The 25,437-nt window shown below is 39.9% G+C and carries 25 protein-coding genes and 1 pseudogene; 13 read left to right on the top strand and 13 right to left on the bottom strand.

The window, feature by feature from the left end; genetic code table 11:
• Nucleotides 1-1,016: 1,016 nt before the first annotated feature.
• A pseudogene (locus tag PNEUHYL_RS13665) lies at nucleotides 1,017-1,319 on the top strand (IS3 family transposase); the annotation flags it as partial.
• A gap of 55 nt (nucleotides 1,320-1,374) precedes the next feature.
• On the opposite strand, the gene rpoH reads toward PNEUHYL_RS13665, so the two are convergent.
• The 9 genes from rpoH to coaBC form a co-directional block, all read right to left on the bottom strand.
• Entirely contained in the window at nucleotides 1,375-2,220 is an 846-nt protein-coding gene (gene rpoH, locus PNEUHYL_RS03160) for an RNA polymerase sigma factor RpoH (RefSeq protein ID WP_059365819.1), read from the bottom strand.
• Nucleotides 2,221-2,337: 117 nt separating this feature from the next.
• Nucleotides 2,338-2,655 carry a DUF2322 family protein gene (locus tag PNEUHYL_RS03165; RefSeq protein ID WP_059365820.1) on the bottom strand — a complete coding sequence of 106 codons (318 nt, stop codon included), beginning with the start codon at nucleotides 2,653-2,655 and terminating at the stop codon, nucleotides 2,338-2,340.
• 70 nt (nucleotides 2,656-2,725) lie between these two features.
• Nucleotides 2,726-3,751 carry a UDP-N-acetylmuramate dehydrogenase gene (murB, locus tag PNEUHYL_RS03170; RefSeq protein ID WP_059365821.1) on the bottom strand — a complete coding sequence of 342 codons (1,026 nt, stop codon included), beginning with the start codon at nucleotides 3,749-3,751 and terminating at the stop codon, nucleotides 2,726-2,728.
• Between the two features lie 9 nt (nucleotides 3,752-3,760).
• Nucleotides 3,761-5,464: a nitrate/nitrite two-component system sensor histidine kinase NarQ gene (gene narQ / locus PNEUHYL_RS03175; RefSeq protein ID WP_059365822.1), complete on the bottom strand. Its 1,704-nt coding sequence runs from the start codon at nucleotides 5,462-5,464 to the stop codon at nucleotides 3,761-3,763.
• Between the two features lie 547 nt (nucleotides 5,465-6,011).
• Nucleotides 6,012-6,683: a cAMP-activated global transcriptional regulator CRP gene (gene crp, locus PNEUHYL_RS03180; protein ID WP_059365823.1), complete on the bottom strand. Its 672-nt coding sequence runs from the start codon at nucleotides 6,681-6,683 to the stop codon at nucleotides 6,012-6,014.
• A gap of 19 nt (nucleotides 6,684-6,702) precedes the next feature.
• On the bottom strand, nucleotides 6,703-6,921 hold the full coding sequence (locus PNEUHYL_RS03185; protein ID WP_059365824.1) for a YheU family protein: 219 nt from the start codon (nucleotides 6,919-6,921) through the stop codon (nucleotides 6,703-6,705).
• A 21-nt stretch (nucleotides 6,922-6,942) separates the two neighbouring features.
• Nucleotides 6,943-7,599 carry a nucleoid occlusion factor SlmA gene (slmA, locus tag PNEUHYL_RS03190; RefSeq protein ID WP_059365825.1) on the bottom strand — a complete coding sequence of 219 codons (657 nt, stop codon included), beginning with the start codon at nucleotides 7,597-7,599 and terminating at the stop codon, nucleotides 6,943-6,945.
• Nucleotides 7,600-7,602: 3 nt separating this feature from the next.
• Nucleotides 7,603-8,058, bottom strand: a complete 456-nt coding sequence (dut, locus tag PNEUHYL_RS03195) for a dUTP diphosphatase (RefSeq protein ID WP_059365826.1) — start codon at nucleotides 8,056-8,058, stop codon at nucleotides 7,603-7,605.
• A gap of 52 nt (nucleotides 8,059-8,110) precedes the next feature.
• Nucleotides 8,111-9,310 carry a bifunctional phosphopantothenoylcysteine decarboxylase/phosphopantothenate--cysteine ligase CoaBC gene (gene coaBC / locus PNEUHYL_RS03200; protein WP_059365827.1) on the bottom strand — a complete coding sequence of 400 codons (1,200 nt, stop codon included), beginning with the start codon at nucleotides 9,308-9,310 and terminating at the stop codon, nucleotides 8,111-8,113.
• A 176-nt stretch (nucleotides 9,311-9,486) separates the two neighbouring features.
• Between coaBC and radC the strand changes: the two genes are divergently transcribed.
• From radC to PNEUHYL_RS03260, 12 genes are all read left to right on the top strand, one after another.
• Nucleotides 9,487-10,149: a RadC family protein gene (radC, locus tag PNEUHYL_RS03205; RefSeq protein WP_059365828.1), complete on the top strand. Its 663-nt coding sequence runs from the start codon at nucleotides 9,487-9,489 to the stop codon at nucleotides 10,147-10,149.
• Nucleotides 10,150-10,360: 211 nt separating this feature from the next.
• A complete protein-coding gene (gene rpmB, locus PNEUHYL_RS03210) occupies nucleotides 10,361-10,597 on the top strand; it encodes a 50S ribosomal protein L28 (RefSeq protein WP_005542826.1) in 237 nt (78 codons plus the stop codon).
• A gap of 16 nt (nucleotides 10,598-10,613) precedes the next feature.
• The gene (rpmG, locus tag PNEUHYL_RS03215) at nucleotides 10,614-10,784 is read left to right on the top strand and encodes a 50S ribosomal protein L33 (protein WP_005613503.1); all 171 of its coding nucleotides are present in this window, start codon (nucleotides 10,614-10,616) and stop codon (nucleotides 10,782-10,784) included.
• A 71-nt stretch (nucleotides 10,785-10,855) separates the two neighbouring features.
• Entirely contained in the window at nucleotides 10,856-11,671 is an 816-nt protein-coding gene (mutM, locus tag PNEUHYL_RS03220) for a DNA-formamidopyrimidine glycosylase (RefSeq protein WP_059365829.1), read from the top strand.
• Nucleotides 11,672-12,211: 540 nt separating this feature from the next.
• Nucleotides 12,212-13,735, top strand: coding sequence for an ammonia-forming nitrite reductase cytochrome c552 subunit (nrfA, locus tag PNEUHYL_RS03225; protein WP_059365830.1), 1,524 nt, complete (start codon nucleotides 12,212-12,214; stop codon nucleotides 13,733-13,735).
• A 72-nt stretch (nucleotides 13,736-13,807) separates the two neighbouring features.
• On the top strand, nucleotides 13,808-14,446 hold the full coding sequence (nrfB, locus tag PNEUHYL_RS03230) for a cytochrome c nitrite reductase pentaheme subunit (RefSeq protein WP_059365831.1): 639 nt from the start codon (nucleotides 13,808-13,810) through the stop codon (nucleotides 14,444-14,446).
• Nucleotides 14,443-15,120 carry a cytochrome c nitrite reductase Fe-S protein gene (nrfC, locus tag PNEUHYL_RS03235; protein WP_059365832.1) on the top strand — a complete coding sequence of 226 codons (678 nt, stop codon included), beginning with the start codon at nucleotides 14,443-14,445 and terminating at the stop codon, nucleotides 15,118-15,120. The genes nrfB and nrfC overlap by 4 nt, the downstream gene beginning before the upstream one ends.
• Nucleotides 15,117-16,082, top strand: coding sequence for a cytochrome c nitrite reductase subunit NrfD (nrfD, locus tag PNEUHYL_RS03240; RefSeq protein WP_059365833.1), 966 nt, complete (start codon nucleotides 15,117-15,119; stop codon nucleotides 16,080-16,082). The genes nrfC and nrfD overlap by 4 nt, the downstream gene beginning before the upstream one ends.
• 88 nt (nucleotides 16,083-16,170) lie before the next feature.
• Nucleotides 16,171-18,078 (top strand): heme lyase NrfEFG subunit NrfE, encoded by a 1,908-nt coding sequence (gene nrfE / locus PNEUHYL_RS03245; RefSeq protein ID WP_059368807.1) that lies wholly within the window; start codon nucleotides 16,171-16,173, stop codon nucleotides 18,076-18,078.
• Entirely contained in the window at nucleotides 18,078-18,608 is a 531-nt protein-coding gene (locus PNEUHYL_RS03250) for a DsbE family thiol:disulfide interchange protein (protein ID WP_059365834.1), read from the top strand. The genes nrfE and PNEUHYL_RS03250 overlap by 1 nt, the downstream gene beginning before the upstream one ends.
• Nucleotides 18,605-19,660, top strand: a complete 1,056-nt coding sequence (nrfF, locus tag PNEUHYL_RS03255) for a heme lyase NrfEFG subunit NrfF (RefSeq protein ID WP_059365835.1) — start codon at nucleotides 18,605-18,607, stop codon at nucleotides 19,658-19,660. The genes PNEUHYL_RS03250 and nrfF overlap by 4 nt, the downstream gene beginning before the upstream one ends.
• Nucleotides 19,657-20,865, top strand: a complete 1,209-nt coding sequence (locus PNEUHYL_RS03260) for a BaiN/RdsA family NAD(P)/FAD-dependent oxidoreductase (RefSeq protein WP_059365836.1) — start codon at nucleotides 19,657-19,659, stop codon at nucleotides 20,863-20,865. Before nrfF ends, PNEUHYL_RS03260 begins: the two co-directional genes overlap by 4 nt.
• 111 nt (nucleotides 20,866-20,976) lie before the next feature.
• Here the strand turns inward: PNEUHYL_RS03260 and era are convergent, their stop codons facing one another.
• From era to lepA, 4 genes are read right to left on the bottom strand one after another with little or no spacing between them, the layout of a single operon-like run.
• Entirely contained in the window at nucleotides 20,977-21,885 is a 909-nt protein-coding gene (gene era / locus PNEUHYL_RS03265) for a GTPase Era (protein WP_059365837.1), read from the bottom strand.
• Nucleotides 21,882-22,565: a ribonuclease III gene (gene rnc, locus PNEUHYL_RS03270; RefSeq protein WP_059365838.1), complete on the bottom strand. Its 684-nt coding sequence runs from the start codon at nucleotides 22,563-22,565 to the stop codon at nucleotides 21,882-21,884. The genes era and rnc overlap by 4 nt, the downstream gene beginning before the upstream one ends.
• A 1-nt stretch (nucleotide 22,566) precedes the next feature.
• Nucleotides 22,567-23,616 (bottom strand): signal peptidase I, encoded by a 1,050-nt coding sequence (gene lepB, locus PNEUHYL_RS03275; RefSeq protein WP_059365839.1) that lies wholly within the window; start codon nucleotides 23,614-23,616, stop codon nucleotides 22,567-22,569.
• Between the two features lie 8 nt (nucleotides 23,617-23,624).
• Nucleotides 23,625-25,421 (bottom strand): translation elongation factor 4, encoded by a 1,797-nt coding sequence (gene lepA / locus PNEUHYL_RS03280; protein WP_059365840.1) that lies wholly within the window; start codon nucleotides 25,419-25,421, stop codon nucleotides 23,625-23,627.
• Nucleotides 25,422-25,437 lie beyond the last annotated feature (16 nt).

Genomic DNA, 25,437 nt, shown 5'->3' on the forward strand with positions numbered 1-25,437 from the left:
TTGATTAACGCCTCATAGAGGCGTTTCTAAGTACCGACTCTTAGAACCCAAGTTTACATTTTTAAATTGTTAAAAGACTTAATTACTTATCTTCATCTCTTGATACTTCACATATCTTTGTATCATTTCTGCATTAACACCTGCGGTATACACAGTAACTCTCTTGTCCAAAACTATTCACCACATAATTAATTTGTCCTTAAATACGAGAACTTATTGAACAACCTTATCACTATCCTACTTTCTAAAGATCCCATTACCGCTGAAACTGACAGTTTCGAATGAAGTTTAGACTAACAAATAAACATAAGCCACTTAGACATTTAATTCTATTATTTCCATTTTCAGTTATCCATATAAAACTCCTAGCTGAACATAGGCTCTTTTATCTTTTAATATTCTAAAACAGAATTTCGGTATCCATATCAAATGCGATGATCTTTTAAACCGCCTCATACATTTTCCATACATTGATTATGGAAATACTTCCAAAAGGATATTCTCTGAGGCAATTTACCCAGATAAAACTTTTAAACCTATAACTATCCTCACAAATAGTTTTTTGAGTTAGCAAATAACAATCCGCACATAAAACTGCTCTACCCTCAAAAGTTGGAGTAAACAACCAACTGATTGAGATGCAGATTTTTTACGACTGAATACAGCCTGTCTTTCAAATAACAAGTGATTGAGTTTTATCTTCGAAATAGAAAAATCGTACTCACCCATCAATCTTTTCAGCTGGAAGAAATAACATTACAGTATTAGATTAACCAATATAATCATTAATGGTTGCAACGAATTAGCTGTACTTGGTACAAAACCTACCTGAATTTAAATTGTCCGTCATACAAGTGGTTAAAAATAGGTAATTTTCGACTACACAGGCAGTTACCGAGATTTATCATGAAAACAATAGAAACTATAGTTACCGACGAATCACGCTTGCATTGAAAAAACCGGACAATTAACCACAAACGGGTTCAGATCATCATGCAACGGTCAGACTTACCAGGTCGAAGCCAATATTGCATTCCGACCAAGGTTGGCAATATCAAATTGCCGGACTATTGAGCGATATTGGAGACAAATAGCATTGTGCAAAGTATGTCGAAAAAAGGAAATTGCTTGGATAACAGGATGATGGAAAGCTTTTCGGTCGGTTAAAAACAGAATGTTATTTGGGCTGGCGGTTTGATACTTTCGTCGAACTTGAAGAAACGATTCACCAGTCTATTCATTACTACAATAATGAGCGTATTCAAGTAAAGTTAAAAGGACTGAGCTCTGTATTCCACAGGACTCAGTCCTCAAATTAAATGAATCTAACTTTTTGGGCTGATCATTTAGCAGGTTTTCTTTCTTCAAAAGTCACTAAAAACTCACCGCATTTTTCAATTTTTTAAGAGCATTAGCCTCAAGTTGGCGGATACGTTCTGCAGACACATTATATTTTGCTGCTAAATCATGTAATGTCGCTTTATTCTCATCTAACCAACGAGCTTTAATAATATCCTGACTACGTTCATCAAGGCTTTGCAAGGCATTGCTTAACTGCTCAGTCGCTTGGCTTTCAAAATTTTCGTTCTCTAACTCCGCAGCGAAGTTAGAACTTTTATCTTCCAAATAAAGCGATGGTGAATAAGTTTCGCTTTCACTGTCATCGGTTGGTAAGTCAAAGCCAACGTCGGCACCGGTCATACGTGATTCCATTTCGATCACATCTTCTTTTGATACGCCTAACTCGTTTGCCACGATGTCTAATTCATTTTCATTGAACCAACCTAAGCGCTGTTTCATTTTGCGTAGATTGAAAAATAGTTTGCGCTGTGCTTTTGTAGTCGCCACTTTCACAATACGCCAGTTGCGCAATACATATTCATGGATTTCAGCCTTAATCCAATGAACAGCAAAGGAAACTAAACGCACCCCGACTTCCGGATTAAAACGTTTCACGGCTTTCATTAAACCGATATTGCCTTCTTGAATAAGATCTGCCTGCGGTAAACCATAACCGGAATAGCCACGCGCAACGTGAATAACAAAACGAAGATGTGACAACACTAATTTCTTAGCTGCGTCAATATCACCGTTATAATATAAACGTTCCGCTAATTCTTTTTCTTCCTCTGCGGTCAACATTGGATATTCATTTGCCGCACGAATATAGCCTTCAATGCTACCTTGAGGAACTAACATCATTTGTGTCTCTTTATCCATCTTTTTCCTTCTGTTTGGACTTTGCCAATTAGTGATTTTCCTTATAGCACAATAAAAAGGTTTATTGAACTAATTTGCTTTCTAAGACAGGTTTTACCTATTAAAAGTTCAATATACTTAGTTATTTTTTAGCACTTCAAGTTCTAAAACCAAACCTTCATTAAGTACCTTAAAAAGCAAGTCAATATTAGGGTGTTTACCCGGATTTTTCTTCGCATCTTCCACATATTCCGCAAACCAATCTATGCCCTGTTGCGCCGAAGTGCGGTCTAATTTTCCATTAAATTTTTCTGCAAGGGCATTATAAAGGCGCAATGACCCTAGTTTTCCCGCTATGGCGGGAATATTATGGATGATCTCGCCATCTTGTTTTACATTTAACCCTGTTAGGTGATCAATTGCTGGAAACGTATCCAAAATCTCTTTAAAACTCATTTTATTTCCTTTATCGATAGGAATCTTTATTCAGTATGACGACAGATTCTACCACTTATACACGAAAAAATTAAGCAATCGCCTTTTCACTATCGATCTCTCCCTCTGCACCGATAAAACGAACTTCCGGTTGGAGATAGACAGCAAATTTTTCAGCTACCGACCGACGAATATAACGAGAGAGATCCACGACATCTTGTCCCATAGCATTACTTTCATTAATCAGCACTAATGCTTGTTTTTTATGCACTGAGGCACCACCAATTTTAAAGCCTTTAAGATTACATTGATCAATTAGCCAACCTGCCGCGAGCTTTACACGTCCATCAGGCTGTGGAAAGTGCGGTAGATTTTCGTTAAGTTTTTTCAGTTCGGCAAACTGTTCGGCACTAACCACCGGGTTCTTGAAAAAACTCCCCGCATTGCCAAACTCGTCAGGATTCGGTAATTTACTTTGACGAATATGGCAAACTTCATCAAATATTTCCTTCGCGGTTACCTTTTCCCTATCAAAGTTCACAAGCGTACCGTATTCCAATACGGGTTGCCAATTTTTTGACAGTTTTAATCCTATCGCGGTAATCACGTGATCATTCCGATAACGGCGCTTAAAAATACTTTCCCGATAACCAAAATCACATTCTTCCGTACTTAATCGAAATTGTTTGTCCGTTGCCAAATCAAGTACATCAACATAATGGCAAACATCTTTAAATTCCACACCGTAAGCGCCAATATTTTGAATCGGTGCCGACCCAGCACAGCCCGGAATCAGTGCAAGATTTTCTAGCCCTCCAATGTCCTGTTCAAGACTGTATCTCACTAAATTATGCCAATTTTCCCCGGCATTAACATGGAGATAGTGAAAATGCTCATCTTGTTCATGAGTAATCCCCAACAGTCGATTGATAATAACGATCCCATTAAAATCTTCGACAAAAAGCATGTTACTCCCTTGCCCAAGAAAAAGCACGGGAAGATTTTGAGCCTTTGCTCCAATCCAAGCCCTTTTCAACTGTTCAAGATTTTTTACTTCAATAATCTCATTTGCATTGGCTGAGATATGAAAGGTGTGAAAGGGTTGTAAACTTTTCATTGTATTTCCTTAAAATAATTTTTGCGGCAACGTGATTTTAACTTGTGTCCCGCCCAGTTCACGGCGACTAATGGTTAATTCTGCACCAAGCTGACCACAACGTTCCGCCATAATATTTAATCCGTAATGACCTTCCGGTTCATCTAAACTTGGAATACCAACACCGTCATCCTGAATAAGGATTTCGTACTCCCCCTCCGTATTGATATGCGCGGTAATTTCAATTGTTGTTCCTTGAGAATGCTTAATCGCATTTAAAGTAGCTTCACGTACAACTTGCAGCAAATGGACGAGTTGCTGAGGATTTAAGCTTTGTGACGGGAGTTGGCTATTTACCCTCATTCGCATATTGGTTTGCGGACGCAAAGAATCAACAACTTGTTCCAATGCCTGTTGTAAATTAGCCTCTTGTACGGTTAGACGAAAGGTAGCCAACAACTCACGCAACTGCACATAACCGCTAGAAAGGGCTTGTTCAAAGCTATCAATAATGGCAAAACTTTTCTGTTGTGCCGCCTCATCATTCTTCTTCAAATTATATTTCAACAAGGCAAGTTGGATCTGTAAAAAAGATAATACTTGAGCCAATGAATCATGTAACTCTCGTGCAATAATTGATCGTTCTTCCATTAATAAAAGTTGTTCTTGCTGACGTTGATTTTTGTGGAAATATAAGGCTCGAGCTAACATTTGCACCAAATTTTGCATCATTCGAGGATCAGGGCAAGGTAGTCCTGCTTGCCATGAAAGTACACCCAGGGTCTCACTTTCCACTTTCAATTCTTGTGTTTCCAAACTCTGAGACGTGTTTTTCTGTCCTAATGCAATATCCCAATGTTCCGCCCCCAAAATATCCAGTTCAATATAGCTCAAATGTTCACTAACAAAAATCTGCTGCAATACTTGGCTAAGAATTTTATCATTAATGGCATTCACAGTAAGTAACTGTGAGCTTTGGTAGAGGGTCGATAAAGAGCGGTTGGTTTGACGTAATTTTTGCGTTTTTTCATTCACTGCATCTTCAAGACGTGAATACAGTTTACCCAATTCTGTTGACATTTGCGTGAACACACGCGCTAACGTACCAAGCTCATTATCATTTTTCGTATCAAGCGGAATATGGTTAAACTGGCGCATTTGTACTTGTATACTGGCTCGTGTGAGCAATTTTAACGGTTTAACCACTTCACGTTGCGTAAACCAAATGACATAAGACACCATCCCCACAATGAGTAACATCGAAAAACACAGTACGGATAACGCAAAAATCCATTTTTGCTCACTAAAACGCTGCAATTCAAACACAAAATAGTCCACTTCACTCACATAATCCATGAGATTTTGACTGTATTGTTGAATATCATTTTGTCGGGCAAAATTTTCCATTACTGCCCAACGTTGAAGAATAGTTTGGTACGATTGTTTCACTGCATCGGGAGCAAATAATTGATGCTGAATATTCACCAAACTTGGGGCATAGAGGCTTTTTTCATAAAAACCTAGATTTTTTTCAACGGTATCCGGCCGCTTTTCCATCAAGTACAACAAACGATAACTTTGCATACGCAATGAACCGGAAACGTTAATCGCTTCAGCATCGGATTCATTACTCGCCATAATCGCTAAACTCAGAGAACTGATAACCCCGGCAGCAATAATGATAAGAGAAAGATATTTTGCAATACGTAAAGAAACTGAACGAGTGAACTGCACTGGAATGCCTTTATAGAAAAATTCGTGTCAGTCTAACATAAAAATACCCTGATTTTTAAGTGAAAATCCACTTTCACAGAAGGGAGTTTTTAGTTAGCTAAAAAATAATGACTTTACATACTATTCAAACCATTAAGCAATATTTTAATAAAAAACTAAAGATAAAAACTACGCTCAGGATTATTTATGACACGTTAATTTGGGAGAATAAAATTTGGAAAGTTTATTAGACTATTTCTAGGGTGGTGAACTAAGCAGAATTGGTCTTAACAGCAAGTGGCTTACTGTACGCATCCTTGCGGAATTTCTACCTAGCTCACCATGGAGGTGTTCTAGTCTGCGCGACATAAAACAATAAAAAAGGTTTTTCAACCTTTTAAGCCACTTTTCAGGAGACCAATCCTGTATTCCTACACATTTGTAAGAATGTGCGTATAATAGAATCCTTTTCCCCTATTGTCAATTTAATGTATATCTATTTGAATATTAAATATGCAAAAAACTTTTCCGACATTATAAAAAAACCACTTTTCAGTGGTCTTACCTGTTATCTTACGCCATAAACAACAATCGTTTTACCATGGGCATAAATCAAATTTTGATCCTCTAGCATTTTGATAATGCGTCCTACTGTTTCACGAGAACAGCCGACCATTTGCCCAATTTCTTGGCGGGTAATTTTAATTTGCATACCATCCGGATGAGTCATTGCCTCAGGTTGTTTGGCAAGGTTAATCAGCGTTTGAGCAATACGTCCGGCAACATCTAAAAATGCCAAATTACTTACTTGGCGAGAAGTATTCTGCACCCGACGTGCTAATTGTGCAGTTAAAAACATTAAAATCTCAGGATTAATTTGGATCAATTGACGATATTTTTTATAAGAAACTTCAGCAATCTCGCAAGGTGTTTTGGTTTTTACCCAAGCCGAGCGCTTTGATCCTTCATCAAACAAACCCGCTTCACCAAAAAATTCCCCCGCGCCGAGATAAGTTAAAATCATCTCTTTGCCTTCATCATCTTTTGCTGAAACCATCACAGTACCTTTAATTACATAATAAAGCGTGGTTGCATCTTCCCCGGCATAAATCAAAGTTGATTTCGCTGGGTATTTATGTAAATGGCAATGTGTCAAAAACCAATCTAAAGCCGGATCTCTTGCTGGGTGCTCAGCATGTAATTGTTCCACCTCAATGTCAGCATCAATGTAATTTGACATATTGACTCCTTAGCAGTTTCTACTTCAAAAACTCCATTTTATCTTTTATATCAATGGATTCGTGTAATTCTGACCAGATAATGACCGCACTTCCATTACGGATTTTTTCTAATAATTGTTCTTTTTTACGTGCAAATGGAATTTCTTCCGCTCCGTAATCGGTACCCTCGCGTAATATGACACTTTCAACAATATTATCAAGGGTTTCGGATTCCAAACTCTGCCATGGAATAATCATACATTTCCTTAAGAAAGTCAATTAGGCAAATAAAGGTTCAATAAAGCGCCATTGTTGTTCAAAAGATTGGCTTGATGTTACGCGGAAATTCGTTCGAACATAACGCATAAATTGTCCCTCGCATAAGGTTACTAAATGTGCGGCAATAATACGAATATCCACTGCAAATCCCTTTCCTTCCCGTAATTTACGCATTTGTAGAATATTCACAAATTGCATTTCAAGGCGATCAAAAAACATTGCTACGCGTGCCTGTAATTCCGCCCCTTCAAACATTAGCGCATGCCCCGTTAAAATGCGTGTGAAACCGGGATTTTTACGGGCAAAATCCAAAATCATTTGTAAAATATCATGGACACGATTCAGCGTATTGGTTTCATTACGTATAGAAGCATTGATTCGGCTCAATAAATTACTTTCAATATTTTCAATCAACGCTTCAAATATTTTTGTTTTACTCGGGAAATAACGATAGAGTGCAGCCTCCGACACACCAACTTCCTGTGCCAGACGGGCAGTAGTCATACGCTCCATTCCCCGTTCAGAATGTAGCATATGGGTTAATACCGTTAATACTTGCTGACGACGCTCTTTCACGGTACGTTTTTCAATTTTCGGTATTTTTACTTCCGGTGCAATTTCATCTACACCGGATAAAGATAACTGTTCTTCTATCATAGGTTACTGTTTGCCTGAATGTCCAAAACCGCCTTCACCACGCTCGGTTTGTTGAAAATCCTGAACAAGATTGAATTCTGCCTGTACCACGGGAACAAATACTAACTGCGCAATCCGATCACCCACTTCAATTTTAAAAGGTTCAGAACCTCGATTCCACACGGAAACCATCAATGGACCTTGATAGTCCGAATCAATCAACCCCACTAAATTTCCTAACACGATTCCGTGTTTATGCCCTAAACCGGAACGCGGTAAAATAATCGCTGCTAGATTGGGATCGGCGATATAGACGGATAAACCTGTCGGAATCAATTTTGTTTCATTCGGTTGAATTTCAAAACTTTCATCAATTAGAGCCCGCAAATCCAGACCGGCAGAGCCTGCAGTGGCATAAGTAGGTAAAGGAAATTCTTTTCCAATACGTTGATCTAAAATTTTTACATCAATTTTTTTCATTTTATACTCCGTTTGAAATTCTATTTCTTGCATAAAGTGCGGTCAAAAATTACTATGTTTTTTGATATTGTTTAACGATCTCATCAACTAAATCAGCTGCAAGTTCAGTTTTCGATTTAAAAGAAAGGGTTGCCCCGCCTGCTTTCCAGAAAAGCTGTAAAGCATTGTCATCAGCATTAAACACTTGCCCGCCAGATACATCATTCGCACAAATCATATCTAAATTTTTACGTTTTAGTTTCGCCTTTGCATAATCAGCAAGATTTTGCGTTTCTGCTGCAAATCCCACTGTAAAAGGACGATTTCTCGTTAAATGCCCTACATCTGCAATAATATCCGGATTTTTAACTAATTTAAGCAACATTTCCTCAGCAGATTTTTTAATTTTCTGTTCGGCAATATCCGCAACACGATAATCGGCCACCGCTGCACAGCCAATAAAAATCTGATTTTTAACGGCATTTTCAAGGGAAACTTGCCACATTTCTTTTGCCGATACGACATCAATACGTGTCACATTATTCGGTGTCGGTAAATTTACAGGGCCGCTAATTAATGTGACATTCGCCCCACGTTTTGCAAAACTGTCTGCAATAGCAAAGCCCATTTTTCCAGAGCTATGATTGGAAATATAACGGACAGGATCAATGGCTTCTCGAGTCGGGCCTGCAGTGATCGCCACATTTAATCCTTGTAAGTCTTGGCGTTGTGTGAAAAAAACCGAAAGTGCCGTAAATATTTCCATCGGCTCCGACATCCGCCCTGCTCCCATATCACCACAAGCCTGAAAACCACTATTTGGACCTATCATCTGTATGCCTCTCGCTTGAAGTGCGGTCAAATTTTGTCGGGTAATTTGTTGACGGAACATTTGTTGATTCATTGCCGGAGCAAGAAAAATCGGTGCATCGGTTGCTAAACAAATTGTAGAAAGCAAATCATTTGCCATCCCCACCGCAAAACGAGCAATAAAATCCGCACTAGCCGGCGCAATTATCACCGCATCAGCCCATTTTGCAAGCTCAATATGTCCCATAGCGAGTTCCGCCTGCGGGTCAAGTAAAGATTGTGCGACCGCATTACCGGAAATAGCTTGTAAAGTCAGGGGGGTAACAAATTCTGCGGCAGCGGGTGTCAATACCACACGGACTTCAGCCTCCGCTTTACACAATAAGCGAATAAACTCAATGGTTTTATAGGCTGCAATTCCTCCTGTTATTCCCACAACAATACATTTTCCACTTAGCTTCATTTCCTCTCCGTTTAATTTGTTAGTGGTTAACCACAATTTATGTATTTTACTTCAATTTAGTTGAATAAAAAATTTTATTTTCACGATCCGCTACGCAGTATTTACATGCCTCAATAGTCAAATCATAGAAGAGCGGTCAAAATCTGGGAGATTTTTATTGATATAAGGTAAAACCAATGGAAATTCACCAACTTATGCCGCGAGAAAAGTTATTAAAATATGGAGCCGCCACTCTTTCAGACCAAGAACTCTTAGCAATTTTTTTACGTACCGGCATAAAAGACTGCCCTGTTCTGCAACTTTCACAGCAAGTCATTGAGCATTTTGGTTCGCTTCGAGCCCTGCTTTCAGCCGATCAAATTTCTTTTTGTGCAATGAAAGGTTTAGGTATTACGCAATTTATTCAACTCCAAGCGACTACTGAAATGACCAAGCGCTACCTTAAACAAGAAATGCTTCATTCACAAATTTTTACCGACCCGGAGACAGTCAAACTCTATTTAAGAATTGAGCTACAACATGAAGAACGTGAAATTTTTATGGTGTTATTTTTAGACAATCAACACAGACTCATTAAAAAAGAGCGGTTGTTTTTAGGCACAATTAATGTCGCAAACGTATATCCGCGTGAAATAATCAAAGAAGCGCTTTATTGCAATGCTGCAGCGCTCATTTTGGTACATAACCATCCTTCAGGGGTAGCAGAACCTAGCCAGGCGGATCAACTCGTCACACAAAAAATTTGTGAGGCGGCAGAATTAATGGAAATTCGTGTTCTTGATCATTTCATTGTGGGAAAAAGCGATTGCTATTCCTTTGCCGAGCATAATTTCCTTTAGTTCTCATAAAAATTACTGATTTTTTTCTACTCCCTTAGGAAAATCGTATTTATGCTTGAGAAATGGAAATAAAGTCAGTATAATCTGCCACCTTTAATATAGTAAGCGGGTCGGATTTGCGCGACCTGACGAGGCAGCAAATCTGGTTAAGCCAGATTTAGAGCAATCCGAACCGTAAGCTCGAGCTTATATTTAATTATTGGAGATTATTATGTCTAGAGTTTGTCAAGTAACAGGCAAGCGTCCGGCTGTGGGTAATAACCGCTCACACGCAATGAATGCGACACGTCGTCGTTTTCTTCCAAACCTTCACACTCACCGTTTTTGGGTTGAAAGTGAAAACCGTTTCGTAACTTTGCGCTTAACAGCAAAAGGTATGCGTATTATTGATAAAAAAGGCATTGATGCAGTGTTAGCTGAAATCCGTGCTCGTGGCGAAAAAATCTAATAAAAGGAGCTAAGACATGGCAGCGAAAGGCGCTCGTGAGAAAATCCGTTTAGTTTCTACTGCAGAGACCGGTCACTTCTACACAACCGATAAAAACAAACGTAACATGCCTGAAAAAATGGAAATCAAAAAATTTGATCCGGTAGTACGTAAACACGTTATCTATAAAGAAGCAAAAATCAAATAATTTTGCCGATTTGAAAAAGCCCGACATCGCTCGGGTTTTTTTGTACAAAAAATTCATTAGAGAACTCAATTATGCCGGAATTACCTGAAGTTGAAACTGCCCTACGTGGTATAAGCCCCTATTTAACAGGTTTTACTATTGAAAAAATAACTGTTCGCCAACCTAAATTACGTTGGGCTGTTTCACCTGAATTAATGGAACTGACCAATGTGAAAATTCTAAAACTCTCACGTCGGGCAAAATATCTTATCATCCATACAGAACAAGGCTATATCATCGGGCATTTAGGTATGTCCGGCTCAGTTCGAATTGTGCCGCACGACAGCCCTATTGATAAACACGATCACCTAGATATTATTATGAATAACGGGAAATTATTGCGCTATAACGATCCCCGCCGCTTTGGCGCATGGCTATGGACAGAAAATCTTGACGAATTTCATCTTTTCTTGAAACTTGGCCCTGAGCCACTTTCCGATGAGTTTAATGCTGAATATCTCTTCAAAAAATCCCGTAAAAAATTGACCGCACTTAAAACTTTCTTAATGGATAATGCCGTCGTGGTCGGCGTCGGTAATATTTATGCCAATGAAAGTTTATTTTTATGCGGCTTACATCCACAAAAAGTGACAGCAAATCTCACCCGAAAACAATGCATATTATTAGTAGATACGATCAAATCTGTGTTAGAAAAAGCAATACAACAGGGTGGAACAACACTCAAAGATTTTTTACAACCGGATGGCCGCCCCGGCTATTTCGCACAAGAATTATTAGTATATGGTAACAAAGACAAACCTTGTCCAAAGTGCGGTACAAAAATTGAAAGTTTAATTATTGGACAACGCAATAGCTATATTTGTCCGAATTGCCAGAAGAAAAAATAAACGCTTATCTCTATTTTAAAGCCCGATTTAACGGGCTTTAAATTTGAAGTTTTCGTAAAAACCTGCTCAAACCGGATCGCAAAAGTTTCTTTTTATTTATCCGACTATTTCATTGCAAATGAATAACAAATCTGATGGGATCTACCTATAAAAAACACAATTTTTTATCTGTCAAAAAAGAATTTTATTTAATAATAAAACACAGATTACAGTAGTGGTTTTTCTGTAATGAATATTATAAAAAAACTAAAAGAATCATTTAGATAAGCAGACTATTTATAACCAAACAGTTCTCTGTTTTCCCTCTCTCTACATCCTCATTTTAACCATATTAAATCATTACTCATTTAGAGGTATTTTTTATTGTTACTTTGATCTAAAACAGCTTTTTCTCAAATCGTTCTAGAAAATCATTGAACTTTTGCTATTGTTACCATTACATGAACCTCTATTTTTTTAAGCTATTTCAATAGCTTATCAATAATAATGGTTCGCATTTAATGCTATTTTACTTTCCTTATTTTTTATGGAGTGATTATTATGAAAGCATTGAGAAAAAGCCTGATTTTGGCAATTTCTTTCGCAACTTTAGGTACCTACAATTCAGCTATGGCAGAAATGGTCTATAAACCTGTTGAACAACCGGTTGAAGCACCAAATCCAAATTTAAAAATTGAAGCCGTAAATGAAAAATTCGCAGAAAAATATCCAAAACAATTCCAGTCTTGGAAAGCGACGGAGAAAGGGGATAAATTAATTTATGCCAATGAAGAAAATCCACGCTTGATTGTACTTTGGGGCGGATATGCTTTCTCTAAAGAATATAATGCACCACGTGGTCACGCTTATGCGGTTAAAGACGTGCGTGATATTTTGCGTACCGGTGCGCCGAAAACGGCCAATGACGGTCCTCAGCCTATGGCATGTTGGACATGTAAAGGTCCTGATGTTCCCCGTTTAATCGCTGAATGGGGCGAAGAAGGTTACTTTAATGCGAAATGGGCAAAAGGCGGGCCTGAAATCGTGAATGCAATAGGTTGTGCAGATTGTCACGATACCACCTCTAAAGATTTTGCAGAAGGAAAGCCTGCGTTGCGTATTGCACGCCCACACGTTTTACGTGCGTTAGATCACCTCAACAATGCTTTACAAGCCAAGGCAAAAGCAGAAGGAAAAGAGCAAGCGAACCTTAGTTTCAACACAGCTGCACGTACAGAACAACGTGCGGAAATCTGTGCAAACTGCCATGTTGAATACTACTTTGCCGGTGATATAAAACAAGTCACATTCCCTTGGAATAACGGTCAAACGGTTGATGACATTGAAAAATACTATGATGATATTGGCTTCAGCGACTGGACTCACTCTCTTTCTAAAGCACCAATGTTGAAAGCACAGCATCCGGACTTTGAAATTTGGTCTTTAGGGATGCACGGTAAAAACGGCGTAACCTGTGTGGATTGTCATATGCCAAAAGTACAGGATGCAGATGGAAAAGTTTATACCGATCACCAAATCCAAAATCCGTTTGATGCCTTTGAATCAACTTGTGCAAACTGTCACGATCAAAGCAAAGAAAAACTAAAAGACATCGTTGCTTCACGTAAAAAAGATGTTAAAGATGTAATGGGTCGTTTAGAAGATCAAGTTGTGAAAGCTCACTTTGAGGCAAAAGCAGCTTGGGATGCGGGTGCAAGTAAAGAAGAAATGGAACCTGCATTAATGAATATCCGTCACGCACAATGGCGTTGGGACTATTCGGCAGCGAGCCATGGCGGTCATATGCACGCACCGGATATTATGCTTCGTGTACTAGGTTCCGGTTTAGATAAAGCCGCTGATGCACGCACTAAACTTGCCGTTATTTTAACCAAACATGGCGTGAAAACACCGGTTGAAATCCCTGATATTTCCACAGCAGAAAAAGCTTGGAAAGTAATGGGTATTGATATTGAAAAAGAACGTCAAGCAAAAGAAGAATTCTTAAAAACAGTTGTACCTCAATGGGAAAAAGAAGCAAAAGCCAACGGCAAATTAGCTGAAGGTGCAGGGCCAAAACAATAAGAAAAATCACCGCACTTTGCGTCTTAACAAAAAAGTGCGGTTATTTTCAACAATAAATTTGAGGTAATCCAAATGAATTTAACTTCTTTTATTCGCAATATGGCAAAAGCAGTAGCATTGCTTATTTTTGCTGCTGCAACACCAATGATTGCACATGCACAAACGGATTCTACACAAAATTACGAACCGCAATTAGACAACCAACGTGATCCAAACCAATATTGTGCGAAATGTCATAAATTTGACAAAGTAGATAAAAATCAAACATTGGATCAATCCGGTGGTGAGCTACACTTTGGCAAATTCCATGGTGCACACTTAAACCAAAAAAATCCAAACAACGGCAAACCGATCACCTGCGTAAGCTGTCACGGAGATATCACTGAAAACCACCGCCGTGGTGCAAAAGATGTAATGCGTTTTGAAGGTGATATTTTTGGTGAGAAAAAACCGATGTATTCCGTGCAAGAACAAAATCAAGTTTGTTTTGCTTGCCACCAACCTGATAAATTACGTGAAAAACTTTGGGCTCATGACGTTCACGCAATGAAATTACCTTGTGCCAGCTGCCACACACTTCATCCTAAAGATGATGCTATGAAAGGTATTGAACCAAAACAACGTGTAAAACTTTGTGTTGACTGTCATGGTGAACAACAAAAACGCCAAGCCGAACAAGAAAAATCAACCGAACAAAAGGATAAACAATGACAACTTGCTCACGCCGAAACTTTGTTTCCGGCATGGGGGCAGTGATCCTTATGACGGGAACATCCTTAACTTCTTTAGCAAAAGAAGACAAGGCGGATAAAACCAAACGTTACGCAATGGTGCATGATGAAACGACTTGCATTGGCTGTACGGCCTGTATGGATGCTTGCCGTGATGTCAACCAAGTGCCGCAAGGCGTATCTCGTTTAGAGATTTTGCGCAGCGAACCTTATGGCGAATTTCCAAACCAAAAATATGAGTTTTTCCGTCAATCTTGCCAACACTGTACAAATGCGCCTTGTGTGGCGGTTTGTCCAACCGGGGCATCTTTCATTGATAAAGAAACCGGTATTGTCGATGTGCATAAAGATTTATGTGTAGGCTGCCAATATTGTATTGCAGTTTGCCCGTATCGTGTACGTTTCATTCATCCGGAACATTTAACAGCAGATAAATGTAACTTCTGTCGTGACACTAATTTAGCCAATGGTAAACAGCCTGCCTGTGTAGAGGCTTGTCCGACAAAAGCATTAACCTTTGGCGATATGAACGATCCGACCAGTGAAGTAGCCCGTAAGGTAAAAGAAAAACCGGTTTATCGCACAAAAGTGGAATTAGGGACACAACCAAATCTCTACCATATTCCATTCCAACATGGGGAGCCTAGAAGATGATGTTAGATTATCCAGTTCCGTTCCACACACCAAATTTAGTGTGGGACTCAACCATTGCGATCTATTTGTTTTTACTCGGGATCTCATCCGGTGCAGTACAATTAGCCGTTGCATTTAAACGTAGCCATAAATTGGAAAATCCAAGCCAAAACTGGATTATTCGTGCCGGTTTGATTTTAGGCTCGGTACCGACATTAATCGGCTTAACACTGTTAATTTTCCACTTGGCACGCCCTTGGACATTCTGGAAATTGATGTTCAACTATCAGTTTGATTCCGTCATGTCTATGGGGGTTATGCTCTTCCAAATTTATATGCTGTTCTTGGTATTATGGGGCATTACGATATTCAAAAATGAAATTGAAGCAATCGTCCATCGCTTTATGCCAAAACTAAAATTTGTGATGAAGCTAATTAACTTTGCAGAACGTTTAACCAATCCGGTGGAAGTACTTTTATTCATATTGGCGGCAGTACTAGGCGCTTACACCGGTTTCTTACTTTCTGCCCTAATTAGTTATCCAATGCTGAATAACCCTGTATTGCCGGCATTGTTCTTAGCTTCAGGCACATCCTCCGGTATTGCGGCAACATTCTTAATGATTTTGATTGCCGGCAAACTAAAAGGCGATTCCCACGAATCCCACTTTATACACAAATTTGAAGTGCCGGTTATGGTAACAGAGCTTGGATTGTTAGTGTGTTTCTTTGTGGGATTACATTTTGGTGGCGGGCAAAAAACCGTTGCACTTCACAACGCGCTTTCCGGATTTTGGGGAATGGTATTCTGGATTGGTGTATTCTTTATCGGGATTTTAACACCGTTAATTGCAAATATGCTTTCATCCGAACGACTCAAATATAACCGTAACTTTATCATTCTAGTATCGGTTTTTGACTTAATCGGTGTACTCTGTCTGCGGTACTTTATTTTGTATGCGGGACAGTTAACGGTTGCTTAGGTAATAGTTGTTTTATAGAGAAAGGCGTATTAATATGCGCCTTTCTTTTTTGAAACCCGATTTTAATCATTTAAAAATAAATTTTATTATGCTCCCAGAACTTGGTTTCCTTTCTCTTTTAGTTGCCACTATTAGTGCTTTGTTCCTTGCATTGCTGCCACAAATCGGCTTACTCAAAAAAAATTCAACGTTAATTAATTCCGCTTGGTGGTTAAGCTATATTTTTACCCTCTCAACGATCATCTCCATTAGCATTCTCGCCTATTCTTTTGCCGTGGACGATTTCACGCTTGAATATGTGGCAGCGCACTCCAATTCCCAGCTACCGACATTCTTCAAAGTCGCCGCCACGTGGGGAGGACACGAAGGATCCATGCTGTTCTGGTTATTTTCATTAAGTTTATGGCTTGCCGCTTTTGCTATTTTCAACCGAAAAAATGACCGCACTTTTTCCACGCAAACGCTCTCCTTACTCGGTTTAATTTGCTTAGGATTTGCCGTTTTTATTCTATTTTATTCTAATCCCTTTGGGCGTATTTTTCCCGCACCAATGGAAGGGCGGGATCTCAATCCAATGCTTCAAGATGTGGGATTAATTTTTCACCCGCCATTGCTCTATATTGGTTATGTGGGCTTTGCAGTGAATTTTGCAATGACGCTATCCGCGCTGATTTATAACCTGCCTGTCAAACAAATTGCCCATAAAATGCGTGGCTGGATATTGTTTTCTTGGTTATTTCTCACACTTGGTATTGTATTGGGTGCTTGGTGGGCATATTACGAGCTGGGTTGGGGCGGCTGGTGGTTTTGGGATCCGGTGGAAAATGCCTCGCTGATGCCATGGTTAGTGGGGCTTGGTTTGTTGCATAGTTTAACGATTACTGAAAAACAAGGGGCGTTTAATTATTGGACAACCCTGTTTTCTCTCCTTGCTTTCGCCTTCAGCATACTGGGAACATTTATCGTACGCTCCGGTGCACTCACCTCGGTTCATGCTTTTGCTTTGGATAACACCCGTGGTTATATACTGCTATTAATTTTCTTTTTACTCACGCTATTTGCCTTCGGGTTATTTGCTCTGCGCGCAAGCAATAATACGCAAAGTGCGGTCAGATTTCGGCTGATTTCTAAAACTGGCGGTATTTTATTATTCAATATTCTATTAACGATTGCGATTGTTTCCACCTTTTTAGGCACATTCTATCCTATGCTGTTTCAAGCTATGAATTGGGGATCGATTTCTGTCGGCAGCCCCTATTTCAACAGTATTTTCTTACCTATTTTAACGGGGATGCTCATTGCCATGGTCGTTTCCCTCGCATTACGCCAATCAAAATTTGATCGTGCTTTTTTCGCACGTTGTTTATTACTACTCATCCCCTCTTTCGGACTATCCGCCTTAATGATTTGGCAGCAAATTCACAATAATGATACGCTCACTTTTCACAGCTTTGCTTTCTCATTATTAAGTCTTGCTATCTGGCTTTTCTTTGCTACTTTATGGCAAAACTGGCGCAAAATTCGTTTAACTCAGTTTGGTATGATTCTTGCCCATTGCGGTGTTGCTATTGCAACGATGGGGGCGGTGATGAGCAGTTATTTTGGTAGTGAAATTGGTGCTCGTCTTGCGCCGCAACAAAGCCAAAAACTAGGGCAATATGAATTTTATTACCGTCAATTTTCTAATGAAATCGGCCCGAATTTCACCGCTGAAGTCGCTGTTTTCGATGTAACCGAAAATGGTAAAGTTTACGCAACAATTGTTCCCGAACGCCGTTATTACGATGTTCGAACCATGACTATGAGTGAAGTCGGCTTAAACGGAAATTTTTGGGGGGATTTATATATCGTCATGGGCGATGCCCTCGGCAAAGGCGAATTTACCTTCCGCCTACATTATAAACCGCTGATTCGTTGGCTTTGGGCTGGCGGAATTTTAATGGCATTGGGCGCATTTTTTAGTACGCTGACTTTGCGTCGAAAACGGGAAAAATAATGAAGAAAAAACTACTTTTTTTTACACCGCTCTTTATGCTTTTAGCGGTATGTATTTTATTAATCGCCGGGCTAAATCAGGATCCGAAAAAAATCTCCTCTGCGCTAATTGATAAACCCGTACCGGAATTTTATCAGGCAAATTTACTTGCCCCCTCGCAAAAGATCAGCCCGAAAAATTTCCCGAAGCAAGCATTTTTATTGAATGTTTGGGGCAGTTGGTGCGGCTATTGCAAGGAAGAACATCCGCTATTAATGGATATTGCCAAAACCACACCGATCATCGGTATTGATTATCGGGACAACCCACAAAATGGACGTGAAATGCTCAAAAGAATGGGCAATCCCTTTCTTTTCACGATTGATGACAGCCACGGCGAGCTTGCTCTAAAACTTGGCGTAGATGGCGCACCGGAAACTTATTTGGTGGATATGCACGGCGTGATTCGTTATCGCCATTCAGGATTACTTGAACGTGAAACCTGGGAAAACATTTTTGTGCCGAAAATTCAAGAATTAATGAAAAAATGAGAACGTTTTTAACCGCACTTTTATTCCTATTCAGCTTGTTTGCCCAAGCTGAAATAGTCGATACCTACCAATTTAAAAACCAGGCGGATCGCACCCGAGCCGTACAACTGGCAAAATCTTTACGTTGCCCGCAATGCCAAAACCAAAACTTGGTAGAATCCAATTCACCCATCGCTTATGACTTGCGGATTGAAGTCTATAATATGGTGAATGAAGGCAAAACAAATCAGCAAATTATCGACACAATGAAGGCAAGATTCGGTGATTTTGTCAATTACAAACCGCCTTTCCAATGGAATACGGCATTATTATGGCTATTACCGATAGGATTACTTATTTTAGCCTTCGGGTTGATTTGGTATTCCCGACAAAGAACTTCTCGGCTTGAGGATAATACTTCCCTTTCAGCATTCAATAACCTTGAGCAAGTCGAGCAAAATACGCATTTTCCGCAAAAGAGCAATGGAAAAATCATGCTATGTATTTTTGCGTTACTCCTAGCCATCCCACTTAGCTATTATTTATCTCTTGATCGTTTTTCACGCTTACAAGAAGGTAAGCAAGCGATGATTTCCCAACATAACAAGCAAATTGAAATGGCAGACTTTCACAAAAAAGAAGATGTAATTAGTAAAATCCAAGATAAATTACGTGCCAATCCAAATAACGACGAGGCGTGGATTCAACTCGGCGAGGCTTATGTACAAAATAATGAGTTTGACCATGCCCTCATTGCCTATGCAAACGCAGAAAAATTATCGGGCAGCAAACCGAATATTTTAGGCTTAAAAGCGACCGCACTTTATTACCAAGCAGGTCAGCGGCTTACGCCCGAAATTCAGCAACTTTTAACACAAGCCCTAGAACAGGATAAAAAAGAAGTGTCGAGTATTTCTTTGCTGGCTACAATTGAACTTGAACAACGTAATTATTCACAAGCAAAAAATTATTTACAGCAATTATTAGATACCGGTAATGCTGCTGTTGATCGCCGCATGGTGATTCAACGTATGAAGATGTTAGAATTTTTAGACCGAGGACAAACACAGTGAGCCATTATTCCGAAACCCTGATTATCGGTGCCGGTGCAGCCGGCTTATTTTGTGCGGCACAACTAGGAAAATTAGGCAAAGAAGTAACCGTGCTGGATAATGGTAAAAAAATTGGACGAAAAATCTTAATGTCTGGCGGCGGATTTTGTAATTTCACAAACCTTGAGGTGACACCGGCACACTATCTTTCGCAAAATCCACATTTTGTGAAATCCGCGCTTGCCCGTTATACCAACTGGGATTTTATCTCAATGGTTGCAGAATACGGTATTGCTTATCATGAAAAAGAGCTTGGACAGCTTTTTTGTGATGAAGGCGCAGAACAGATTGTAGAAATGTTGGCGAATGAATGTAAGAAATACCAAGTAAAGATACACTTACGCAATGAAATATCGCAGGTCGAACGGATTGAAAATGATGAGAAAGTGCGGTTCATTTTGCAGGTAAATTCAGCTCAATGGCAATGTAGAAATTTGGTTATCGCAACCGGCGGACTTTCAATGCCCGGCTTAGGCGCAACCCCCTTTGGTTATAAACTGGCGGAACAATTTGGCATTAACGTCATTCCACCACGAGCCAGCCTTGTGCCTTTCACTTATCGGGAAACCGATCGATTTTTGACCGCACTTTCAGGCATTGGCCTACCGGTCACGATCACGGCAACATGCGGAAAGTCTTTTCACAATCAGTTACTTTTCACTCATCGTGGTATTTCAGGTCCCGCCGTACTACAAATCTCTAATTATTGGCAACTGAATGAAAGTGTGGAAATTGATTTATTGCCGACACACAATCTGCAAGAAGAAATCCATCAAACCAAGCAACAATCACCAAAACTCATGCTAAAAACCGTGCTGACGCGATTACTGCCGAAAAAATTAGTCGAGCTTTGGCTCGAACAAGGGTTTATTCAAGATGAAGCGATCGCTAACCTCAACAAAGAGCGGTTAAAAAATCTGCTGGATTTAGTTCATCATTGGCAATTTGTACCAAATGGAACGGAAGGTTATCGTACGGCGGAAGTTACCATGGGTGGGGTGGACACTCATCATATTTCTTCCAAAACTATGGAAAGTCAGCAAATAAAAGGACTATATTTTATCGGTGAAGTATTGGATGTTGCCGGTTGGCTTGGGGGTTATAACTTCCAATGGGCATGGAGTTCCGCTTATGCTTGTGCCTTAGGGATTGGCAATGAGGCTTAATCCTTTTTAAGCATAAAGTGCGGTTGTTTTTTTAGTTCATTTTCAAACAAAAAGCCAAGGATTCACCTTGGCTTTCTACATGATAAAACTTACGGAAAACGAACCGCACTTTTATTCGTCCATATAGCCTAAGCTACGTAATGCACGTTCATCATCCGCCCAGCCGGACTTCACTTTTACCCAAAGTTCGAGATGGACTTTGTTATCAAATAAACGTTCCATATCCGCACGGGCTTCCATACCAATAGTTTTAATTTTCTGCCCCTGTGCGCCAATCACCATTTTCTTTTGCCCTTCACGTTCAACCAAAATCAACCCGTTGATTTCATAAGTGCCACGTTCATTCAGTTTAAATTGTTCAATTTCAACAGTGACCGAATAAGGCAATTCTTCGCCGGTAAAACGCATTAATTTTTCACGGATAATTTCCGATGCCATAAAACGTTGCGAGCGATCTGTGACATAATCTTCAGGAAAATGATGTACACCTTCCCGTAAGGAAACACGCACAATTTTTTTAAGTTCACCAACATTATTACCACGTTGGGCAGAAATCGGTACGATATGTGCAAAATCAAATTTACCGCTTAATTCAGTGATAAACGGCAATAAATCATCTTTATTTTTGATGTTATCTACCTTGTTAATCGCCAATACTACCGGTACTTTCGCGTTGCGAAGTTTGTTTAACACCATTTCATCATCGGCATTCCAATGGGTGCCGTCCACCACAAAAATGATAAGATCCACATCGCCAATGGCACTACTCGCCGCACGGTTCATTAAACGATTGATAGCACGTTTTTCTTCAATATGAAGCCCCGGAGTATCCACATAAATTTCTTGATAAGCCCCTTCTGTTTTGATCCCCACAATACGGTGACGGGTGGTTTGGGCTTTACGTGAAGTAATTGAGATTTTCTGCCCTAAAATTTTATTTAAGAGCGTTGATTTCCCGACATTCGGGCGACCTACAATGGCAATAAAGCCGCAATAGGTTTTGTTAAATTGTTCGGTCATTTGATTTCCAATTCTTGTAAAATTTGTTCTGCCGCAGCCTGTTCTGCTTTACGGCGACTTGATCCTTTCGCCACGAAAGTGCGGTCAATTTTAGCTACATTTTTCACTTTGCATTCAACAGTGAAAGTCTGGCAATGGGGTTCACCTTGAATATTAATAACTTCATAACTTGGCAATGCCAACCCTTTACCTTGTAAATATTCCTGTAGGCGGGTTTTCGCGTCTTTTTGGTTATCACCCGGTTTGATTTCTGCCAACAGAGTTTGATACCAAGTTCGAATCACTTGTGTCGTTAGAATAATGCCTTGATCCAACGACATCGCGCCAATAATAGCCTCCACACAGTCCGCAAGGATTGATTCACGGCGAAAACCGCCGCTCTTTAACTCCCCGGAACCAAGCGACATATATTCTCCCAGTTCAAACTGACGTGCTAACACTGCTAATGTTTTTTCTCTCACTAAAGTCGCCCGCATACGACTCAGTTCACCTTCGTTACAATGAGGGAATTGATGATACAAGGCTTCGGCAATCGTGAAATTGAGGATAGAATCGCCTAGAAATTCTAGGCGTTCATTATGTTTTGTGGCAGCACTTCGGTGGGTGAGTGCTAATTTTAAGAGCGAGATATCCCTAAATTGATAACCGATTTTTCGCTCTAATCTCTCTAAATGATTCATTTTATTTAATTGCTGTAAAGAAACGTTCGAAACGTAAGCCTGTCGGCCATTCGTTTGGTTCTTTTTCTAAGCTCATCCAAATATAAGTGGCTTTACCGACGATATTTTTTTCCGGCACAAATCCCCAAAAACGACTATCATCACTGTGATCGCGATTATCACCCATGACAAAATATTGCCCTTCCGGTACGACCCATTCTGCGATCGGATTCCCCTCTTGGGTAAAAAATTCCGGGCCGGCATAATAGCGATACGGGCTAATCAATACGTTGTGTACCACATCACCTTTTTCTGTCAATTCCAATTCATTCGGAAATGCCGGATTCGTTGGATTTTGACTATATTCAAACGCTTTACTTTCACAGTTTACTTCGCAAGGTTTACCTTCTTTACCATACACAATCTTCAATGTTTTTTGATCCATATCGAAAATGATACGGTCTCCGCCTTGCCCTACAATACGTTTAATATAATCCACACCGGACATATTATTTTTTGAGGTTAACGCTAAATTTTCCGCATAAGCCGCTCGGGTTGCCCCCAATCCGGTACGAAGTAAGGCTTGTTCCGGCGCTTTAAATACGATGACATCACCACGTTGTGGCTTATCACCTGCAATAATCGTATTTTGAAAAATAGGATCTTTGACGCCATAAGCATATTTATTCACCACCAGAAAATCACCTACACGCAATGTTGATTCCATTGAGCCGGAAGGAATTTGGAAAGGTTCAAATAAAAACGAACGGACAAAGAACACCACAGCAAGCACAGGAAATAATGAAGACAAAAACTCCGAACCTTCTGAAATAGGTTCGATTTTTGCCTTTTCTTCATCTGTTAATGCCTGACCAGAACGCTGCTCGGCACGAGCTATTTTACGTTGGCGTTTCGGCATAACAACAAAGCGATGGTAACACCATAATACGCCTGAAACCGTGGTCAAAATCAACAATAAAATACCGAAGGTATTCGGCAACTGGAAATAATCCAAAGCTTTCCAAATACCGAAACCAACGGCCAGTAAAATGATAAAAAATAAATTCGACATAGCTTTCCTTATTTATCCTTACCTACGTGTAAAATTGCTAAAAACGCCTCTTGCGGTACTTCTACATTACCTAAGGATTTCATTCGTTTTTTACCTTCTTTTTGTTTCTGTAAAAGTTTTTTCTTACGGCTAACATCACCACCATAACATTTCGCTAACACGTTTTTGCGTAATTGTTTCACCGTTGAACGTGCAATAATGTGATTACCGATAGCGGCTTGAATAGCAATATCAAATTGTTGGCGAGGGATCAGCTCGCGCATTTTTTCCACTAATTCACGACCACGATATTGGGAATTATCTTTGTGTACAATTAACGCTAACGCATCCACACGCTCACCATTGATCATAATATCGACACGCACCATATCCGCCGCTTGGAAACGTTTAAAACCATAATCCAATGAGGCATAACCGCGAGAGGTTGATTTTAGACGATCGAAGAAATCCAGCACCACTTCGCCCATTGGAATTTCATAAGTCAATGCAATTTGATTCCCGTGATAGACCATATTGGTTTGTACACCACGTTTTTCCACACATAATGTAATAACGTTTCCTAAGTATTCTTGCGGCACGAGCATATTACATTCTGCAATCGGCTCACGAATTTCGGAAATATTATTAAGCGGCGGTAATTTAGCCGGACTATCCACATACACCACTTCACCACTAGTCATTTCAACTTCATAAATTACCGTTGGTGCCGTGGTGATTAAATCAAGATCATACTCCCGTTCTAAGCGTTCTTGGATGATCTCCATATGAAGAAGTCCCAAGAAGCCGCAACGGAAACCAAAGCCAAGTGCGGTTGAATTTTCCGGTTCATAGAATAATGAGGCATCATTGAGACTTAGTTTACCCAGCGCATCACGAAACGCCTCATAATCATCCGAACTGACAGGGAATAAACCGGCGTAAACTTGAGGTTTTACTTTTTTAAAGCCGGGTAAAACACTACTTGCCGGGTTATGTTGATGAGTTAATGTATCCCCCACCGGTGCACCTAAAATATCTTTGATCGCACAAACGACCCAACCGACTTCGCCACAATTTAATACCGTTGTGTCCACTTGCTTTGGTGTGAAAATACCAAGACGATCCACATTATAAGCCTGACCTGTGGACATCACTTTAATTTTATCGCCTTTTCGTAATACGCCATTTTTTATCCGTACTAACGAAACCACGCCAAGATAGTTATCAAACCAAGAATCAATAATCAGGGCTTGTAACGGCGCATTCGGTTCGCCCTCAGGAGCAGGGATTTTCGCCACAATTTCTTCTAATACATCTTCAATACCCTGTCCGGTTTTTGCAGAACAACGCACCGCTTCCATCGCGTCAATACCCACAATATCTTCAATTTCTTCGGCAACCCGTTCAGGATCTGCTGCCGGTAGATCAATTTTATTTAAAATCGGCACAACCTCCAGATTCATTTCAATGGCGGTATAGCAGTTCGCTAGAGTTTGTGCTTCTACCCCTTGCCCGGCGTCCACCACTAACAATGCGCCTTCACAAGCGGCAAGAGAACGGGAAACCTCATAGGAAAAATCCACGTGTCCCGGTGTATCAATAAAGTTTAATTGATAGGTTTCCCCATCTTTGGCTTGGTAATTTAAAGTTACGCTTTGAGCTTTAATGGTGATACCGCGTTCACGTTCAAGATCCATTGAATCCAACACTTGTGCTTCCATTTCACGATCTGAAAGACCTCCACAGGTTTGAATCAAACGGTCGGAAAGGGTTGATTTACCATGGTCAATATGGGCAATAATAGAAAAGTTACGAATATTCTTCATAAAAGTTTTGGTTTTC

Origin of the sequence: Rodentibacter caecimuris, assembly GCF_001019715.1 — a bacterium.
In the GTDB taxonomy this organism is placed as follows: domain Bacteria; phylum Pseudomonadota; class Gammaproteobacteria; order Enterobacterales; family Pasteurellaceae; genus Rodentibacter; species Rodentibacter caecimuris.

Excerpts from the sequence above, each read along its gene's own strand:
- nrfB (WP_059365831.1), top strand. The coding sequence starts at position 13,808 with ATGAATTTAACTTCTTTTATTCGCAATATGGCAAAAGCAGTAGCATTG.
- nrfC (WP_059365832.1), top strand. The coding sequence starts at position 14,443 with ATGACAACTTGCTCACGCCGAAACTTTGTTTCCGGCATGGGGGCAGTG.
- nrfE (WP_059368807.1), top strand. The coding sequence starts at position 16,171 with ATGCTCCCAGAACTTGGTTTCCTTTCTCTTTTAGTTGCCACTATTAGT.
- nrfD (WP_059365833.1), top strand. The coding sequence starts at position 15,117 with ATGATGTTAGATTATCCAGTTCCGTTCCACACACCAAATTTAGTGTGG.
- era (WP_059365837.1), bottom strand. The coding sequence starts at position 21,885 with ATGACCGAACAATTTAACAAAACCTATTGCGGCTTTATTGCCATTGTA.
- rpmB (WP_005542826.1), top strand. The coding sequence starts at position 10,361 with ATGTCTAGAGTTTGTCAAGTAACAGGCAAGCGTCCGGCTGTGGGTAAT.
- mutM (WP_059365829.1), top strand. The coding sequence starts at position 10,856 with ATGCCGGAATTACCTGAAGTTGAAACTGCCCTACGTGGTATAAGCCCC.
- PNEUHYL_RS03185 (WP_059365824.1), bottom strand. The coding sequence starts at position 6,921 with ATGATTATTCCATGGCAGAGTTTGGAATCCGAAACCCTTGATAATATT.
- nrfF (WP_059365835.1), top strand. The coding sequence starts at position 18,605 with ATGAGAACGTTTTTAACCGCACTTTTATTCCTATTCAGCTTGTTTGCC.
- PNEUHYL_RS03165 (WP_059365820.1), bottom strand. The coding sequence starts at position 2,655 with ATGAGTTTTAAAGAGATTTTGGATACGTTTCCAGCAATTGATCACCTA.
- dut (WP_059365826.1), bottom strand. The coding sequence starts at position 8,058 with ATGAAAAAAATTGATGTAAAAATTTTAGATCAACGTATTGGAAAAGAA.
- PNEUHYL_RS03250 (WP_059365834.1), top strand. The coding sequence starts at position 18,078 with ATGAAGAAAAAACTACTTTTTTTTACACCGCTCTTTATGCTTTTAGCG.
- radC (WP_059365828.1), top strand. The coding sequence starts at position 9,487 with ATGGAAATTCACCAACTTATGCCGCGAGAAAAGTTATTAAAATATGGA.
- coaBC (WP_059365827.1), bottom strand. The coding sequence starts at position 9,310 with ATGAAGCTAAGTGGAAAATGTATTGTTGTGGGAATAACAGGAGGAATT.
- lepB (WP_059365839.1), bottom strand. The coding sequence starts at position 23,616 with ATGTCGAATTTATTTTTTATCATTTTACTGGCCGTTGGTTTCGGTATT.
- rpmG (WP_005613503.1), top strand. The coding sequence starts at position 10,614 with ATGGCAGCGAAAGGCGCTCGTGAGAAAATCCGTTTAGTTTCTACTGCA.
- crp (WP_059365823.1), bottom strand. The coding sequence starts at position 6,683 with ATGTCAAATTACATTGATGCTGACATTGAGGTGGAACAATTACATGCT.
- rpoH (WP_059365819.1), bottom strand. The coding sequence starts at position 2,220 with ATGGATAAAGAGACACAAATGATGTTAGTTCCTCAAGGTAGCATTGAA.
- slmA (WP_059365825.1), bottom strand. The coding sequence starts at position 7,599 with ATGATAGAAGAACAGTTATCTTTATCCGGTGTAGATGAAATTGCACCG.
- rnc (WP_059365838.1), bottom strand. The coding sequence starts at position 22,565 with ATGAATCATTTAGAGAGATTAGAGCGAAAAATCGGTTATCAATTTAGG.
- nrfA (WP_059365830.1), top strand. The coding sequence starts at position 12,212 with ATGAAAGCATTGAGAAAAAGCCTGATTTTGGCAATTTCTTTCGCAACT.
- lepA (WP_059365840.1), bottom strand. The coding sequence starts at position 25,421 with ATGAAGAATATTCGTAACTTTTCTATTATTGCCCATATTGACCATGGT.
- murB (WP_059365821.1), bottom strand. The coding sequence starts at position 3,751 with ATGAAAAGTTTACAACCCTTTCACACCTTTCATATCTCAGCCAATGCA.